This is a genomic window from Mycobacterium innocens (assembly GCF_900566055.1).
Lineage (GTDB): Bacteria > Actinomycetota > Actinomycetes > Mycobacteriales > Mycobacteriaceae > Mycobacterium > Mycobacterium innocens.
This window is the reverse complement of the sequence record NZ_UPHQ01000039.1, coordinates 1-5,762: the sequence shown is the minus strand read 5'-3', so window position 1 is coordinate 5,762 and position 5,762 is coordinate 1. Positions and strand designations below refer to the sequence as shown.

The following is a 5,762-nucleotide window of genomic DNA, read 5'->3' as shown; positions in this document are numbered from 1 at the left end:
GGGTTGCGGGGGGTTGCGGGGGATTGCGGTGCATGGTGGCACCGCAGTGTGCACGCGCAACTCACCGCGCGGCGGTTGCGCCGCGGAGCAGCATTAACCTTCGCCTTAGATACAGTTGGATCGATGCCCAACCCTGCTCCGCCAGCGCTGACCGTTCGCTACGACGGGTCTGCACGTACCTTCGCGCCCGGCCATGACGTGGTAATCGGCCGCGACTTGCGCGCCGACATGCGTATTACGCATCCGCTGATCTCCCGGGCACATCTGCTGCTGCGGTTTGACCAGGGCCGGTGGCTGGCGATCGACAACAATTCGCTGAACGGGACCTTCTGCAACGGCCGGCGGGTGCCGATGGTCGACATCCACGACGGCCAGAGCGTCAACATCGGAAATCCCGACGGGCCGTTGCTGACCTTTGAGGTCGGCCGGCACCTGGGGATGGTCGGACGGCCGCCGCAAACCGAGTCGATGCGACTGGCCGCCCAGTCGTCGCCGTGGCCGCCGCCCACTCAGGCTTCCGGTCACCCGGGGCCGCCGCCGCCGTCCGGACGCCAGTCGACTTGGGCCGCGCCACCGTCGGCTCGACCGCACCCCGGCCCGCCGCCCCCGTCGAAATCGGGGCAACCGATGTACCCCAACAGTTCGTCGTCACGGCAATCCGGGTTTGCCCCGGCGCCGCCGCGGCAGCCGTCGGACTATGCACCGGCCGCCCCTCGCCCGGCGCCACCCACGCAGCTGCAGCCAAGTGCCGCCAAGCAGCCGGAGGTGGCGAACCTGGCGACCAAGATGATCCATGCGCTATTGCCGCGGACCGGGTCTAACGAAATGCCGGCCGGCTCAGTCACCATCGGCCGCGCCACCGACAACGACGTCGTCATTCAGGACGTCCTGGCGTCGCGTCACCACGCGTTCCTGACCATGACACCGCTGGGCACCGAAATCCGCGACGCCCACAGCGTCAACGGGACATTCGTCAACGGGGTCCGGGTCGGGTCGGCGATCTTGAGCGACGGCGACATCGTCACCATCGGCAACGTCGACCTGGTATTCACCGGGGGCACGCTGATTCGCCGCACCGAAGCGGCCACCCGCACCGGCGGCCTGGAGGTCAAGTCGGTCTGCTTCTCCATCGACGGCAAGCAACTGCTCGACCAGATCTCGCTGACCGCGCGGCCCGGCACCCTGACGGCCATCATCGGCGGATCCGGCGCCGGCAAGACCACACTGTCGCGGCTGATCGCCGGGTACACCAGCCCCAGCTCGGGAACGGTGACCTTCGAGGGTCACAACATCCACACCGAATACGCGTCCATGCGCAGCCGGATCGGGATGGTCCCCCAAGACGACGTCGTGCACCGGCAGCTGACCGTCAACCAGGCCCTCGGTTACGCCGCCGAACTGCGGTTGCCGCCCGACACCAGCAAAGCCGACCGCGACCAGGTGGTCGCCCAGGTCCTCGAGGAACTCGAGCTGACCAAACACGCCGACACGCGGGTGGACAAGCTGTCCGGCGGACAGCGCAAGCGAGCCTCGGTGGCGCTGGAGCTGCTCACCGGGCCGTCGCTGCTGATTCTCGACGAGCCGACGACGGGTCTGGACCCGGCGTTGGACCGGCAGGTGATGATGATGCTGCGGCAACTCGCCGACGCCGGCCGGGTGGTGCTGGTGGTCACCCACTCCGTGTCCTACCTGGACGTCTGCGATCAGCTGATGTTGGTGGCGCCGGGCGGCAAGACGGCGTTCCTGGGCCCGCCCGACCAGATCGGCCAGGCCATGGGAACCACCAACTGGGCCGACATTTTCGCCAAAGTCGGCGCCGACCCCGACGAGGCCAACCGCCGTTTCCTGGCCGACAACCAGGCCCAGCCCGCGTTTCCGTCCCAGGCCAGTCCCGCTGCCGACCTGGGCGAACCGGTGCACACCGACGTGCTTCGCCAGTTCTCCACCGTCGCCCGCCGCCAGGTGCGCTTGGTCGTTTCTGACCGCGGCTACACGGTGTTCCTGGCATTGCTGCCGTTTCTCATCGGGGTGCTGAGCCTCACCGTTCGCGGCAAGACGGGATTCGGCATGTCGGATCCGATGGGCAACAATCCTGCCCAGCCCGACCAGATTCTGGTCATGCTCAACGTCGGCGCGGTGTTCATGGGCACCGCGCTGACGATCCGCGACCTCATCGGCGAGCGTCCGATCTTCCGTCGCGAACAGGCCGTCGGCTTGTCGACCGCGGCCTATCTGGCCGCAAAGATCGTGGTGTTCTCCGCGTTCGCGATCTTTCAGGCGGCGATCGCCACCACCATCTGTGTGATCGGCTGGGGCAAGCCGCTTTCCGACGCCGTGCTGCTGGGAGACGTCAGATTCGAGCTGTTCGTCACCGTGGCCGCGACCTGTGTGGCCTCGGCGCTGCTGGGCATGGCACTGTCGGCGCTGGCTCAGTCGCAGGACCAGGTCATGCCGATGCTGGTGTTCTCGATCATGTCTCAGCTGGTGTTCTCCGGTGGCATGATCTGGGTGACCGACCGGATCCTGCTCGACCAGCTGTCTTGGGCCACGCCCGCCCGGTGGGGCTATGCGGCGTCGGCGTCGACGATCGACACCCACCGGCTGGTACCCGGCCCGACCGATCCGAAAGACCAGCACTGGGACCACAAGGCGAGCGCGTGGCTGTTCGACATGGCCATGCTCGGGGTGGTGTCGATCGCCTATACCACCATCGTGTGGTGGAGGATTCGGCTCCGACGCCGCTGACGCGGGCGCAACTAGGGTGAAGCGATGACCCGAGCTCACCGGCCGGTGCTGACAGTCCGGTCGGACCGGTCGCAGCGCAGCTTCGCACCGGGCGCTGACGCGATCGTGGGCAGTGACCTGCGTGCCGACCTGCGCGTCGCGCACCCGTTGGTCGCCGGCGCGCACGTGGTGGTGCGCTTCGAGCAGGGCAACTGGATCGCCATCGACAATTCGCGGACCGGGATGTACGTCGACGGCCGCCGGGTGCCGCTGGTGGACATCCGGGACGGTCTGATCGTCCACCTCGGCAGGCCCGACGGGCCACGCATCAGCTTCGAGGTCGGGCATCACCGGGGCATCATCGGCCTGCTACCGCAGACCGGCTCCCCGCCGCCGGGGGGTGGACCCGGCGGCGGGGAGCAGCAGCGTCGGCCGCCCGCACAGCCCCCGGGGGCCGTGCCGCCGGCACCCGGCCCACCCGGCTATCCCGAAGCCCGGCGCACCACGGTCATAGCGCTTTCCCCGCCTCCCCCACAGGCGGGACGCGACGCCACGACGCGCAACGTCGTGGGCGCCGATTCCCAGCCCGCGCCGCCACGCGGGGACATCGCCTGGATCGGCCGGGCGCTCGACAACGACATCGTCGTCGCCGACGTGCTGGCATCACGCCACCACGCATTCTTGACTCCCACGCCGGTGGGCACCGAGATCAACGACGCCCACAGCATCAACGGGACGTTCGTCAACGGGATCCGGGTAGGCTCGGCGATCCTTCGCGACGGCGACGTGGTCACCATCGGCAACGTCGACCTGGCGTTCACCGGGGACACCCTGGTCCGTCGCACCGAAGCCGCGGCCCCCACCGGCGGCCTGGAGGTCAACGCGGTCAGCTACCGCGTCGACGGCACCGCGCTGCTCGACAACGTGTCGCTGACCGCGCGGCCCGGCACGCTGACCGCCGTCATCGGCGGCTCCGGCGCCGGCAAGACCACACTGTCGCGGCTGATCGCCGGCTACGCCAGCCCCAGCTCGGGCACGGTGACCTTCGAGGGCCACAACATCCACACCGAATACGCGTCGTTGCGCAGCCGGATCGGGATGGTCCCCCAAGACGACGTCGTGCACCGGCAACTGACCATCAACCAGGGGCTCGGCTATGCCGCCGAGCTGCGGCTGCCACCCGACACCAGCAAGCAGGATCGCGCGCAGGTGGTCGCCGGCGTGCTCGAGGAGCTGCGGCTCACCGAGCACGCCGACACCCGCGTCGACAAGCTGTCCGGCGGCCAGCGCAAACGGGCCTCGGTGGCCCTGGAACTGCTCACCGGCCCGTCGCTGCTGATTCTCGATGAGCCGACGTCGGGCCTGGACCCGGCGCTGGACCTGCAGGTCATGACGATGCTGCGGCAACTGGCCGACGCCGGCCGGGTGGTGTTGGTGGTCACCCACTCGCTGACCTACCTCGATGTCTGTGATCAGGTGCTGCTCATGGCGCCCGGGGGCAAGGCCGCGTTCCTGGGGCCGCCCGACCAGATCGGGCAGGCGATGGGCACCACCAACTGGACCCAGATCTTCGCGAAGGTCGGCGCCGATCCCGACGAGGCCAACCGCCGCTTTCTGGCCCGCAACCAGCCCCCCGCACCGGCACGGACCGAGACGCCCACCGACCTGGGCGCACCGGCGCACACCAGCGTGCGCCGCCAGTTCTCCACGATCGCGCGCCGACAGGTTCGGCTGGTCGTCGCCGACCGGGCCTACTTCACATTCCTGGCGGCCTTGCCGTTCGTCCTGGGTGCGCTGTCGCTGACGGTTCCGGGTGACACCGGGTTCGGCATGGCCCAGCCGACCAGCCAGACACCCGACGAGGCCGCACAGATTCTGACGCTGCTGTCCATCGCCGCGGTCTTCATGGGCACCGCACTGACCATCCGCGATCTCATCGGCGAGCGCGCCATCTTCCGTCGCGAGCAGGCCGTGGGGTTGTCGACGAGAGCCTACCTGGGCGCCAAGATCACGGTGTTCTGCATGTTCGCCATCACTCAAGCGGCGATCACGACCGGGGTCGTGCTCCTGGGCAAGGGCGTACCGACCCAGCAGGCGGTGCTGCTCGGCAACCCCAGCTTCGAGCTGTTCACCACGGTCGCCGCCACCTGTGTGGCCTCGGCGATTCTGGGCTTGCTGCTGTCGTCGGTCGCCCGGTCCAGTGAGCAGATCATGCCGCTGCTGGTGGTATCGCTGATGCTGCAGCTGGTGCTCGCCGGTGGCCTGGTCCCGGTGACCAACCGGATCTTCCTGGACCAGATGTCGTGGGCGGTCCCCGCGCGGTGGGGTTACGCGGCGTCGGCGGCAACGGTCAACCTGCGCGAGCTGGTGCCCGGCTCCTACAGTCCCGAGGACAGCCACTGGACGCACTCGCGCCCGGCGTGGCTGTTCGACATGGCGATGCTCGCGACGCTGTCGCTGGCCTATGCCGGCCTGGTGTGGTGGCGCATCCGGCTCAGACGCCACTGACGGCGCGGGCCCGCCAGGTTTCGGAAGCATCGCCACTGGCTACAGCTATTTTCGATGAACACGGTGGCACCGCCCGTGCTGACAGTGTCAGGACTCGGGCCGCAACGTACTTTCGCCGCAGGTCACGACATCATCGTCGGCAGCGACCTGCGTGCCGACATGCGCGTCACCCACCCCTGCGTCTCCCGGGCCCACCTGCTGCTGCGCTTCGACCATGGCAGATGGATGGCGATCGACAACGGATCACACGAGGGCATCTTCGTCGACAACCGGCGGGTACACGCCGTCGAGATTCGGCCCGGCCAGAAGATCAACATCGGCAGCCCCGACGGACCATGCCTGACCTTCGAGGTCGGACGGCACCAGGCGCCGGCCGGACGGCCGCCGCGAACGACACCGATACCGGCCGCGCAGCGCCGCCCCCATCCGACTGCGCGACCGGTTCCGCCACCGCCGCCGGGCCCGACACCGTCGATGGAGCCCGCCCACCCCGCACCGCCGACCCGGCTGGGCAAGGCCCATCCCGGGCC

The 5,762-nt window shown here is 69.0% G+C and carries 3 protein-coding genes; all 3 read left to right on the top strand.

The annotated features are described in order from the left end of the window. Positions 1-123: 123 nt before the first annotated feature. Positions 124-2,745 carry an ATP-binding cassette domain-containing protein gene (locus EET03_RS04890; protein ID WP_075541168.1) on the top strand — a complete coding sequence of 874 codons (2,622 nt, stop codon included), beginning with the start codon at positions 124-126 and terminating at the stop codon, positions 2,743-2,745. Positions 2,746-2,769: 24 nt separating this feature from the next. Beyond that, positions 2,770-5,232, top strand: a complete 2,463-nt coding sequence (locus tag EET03_RS04885; protein ID WP_075541167.1) for an ATP-binding cassette domain-containing protein — start codon at positions 2,770-2,772, stop codon at positions 5,230-5,232. A 54-nt stretch (positions 5,233-5,286) separates the two neighbouring features. Beyond that, positions 5,287-5,762 (top strand): FHA domain-containing protein (locus EET03_RS04880; protein ID WP_136625644.1); only part of this gene is annotated, 476 nt, incomplete at its 3' end.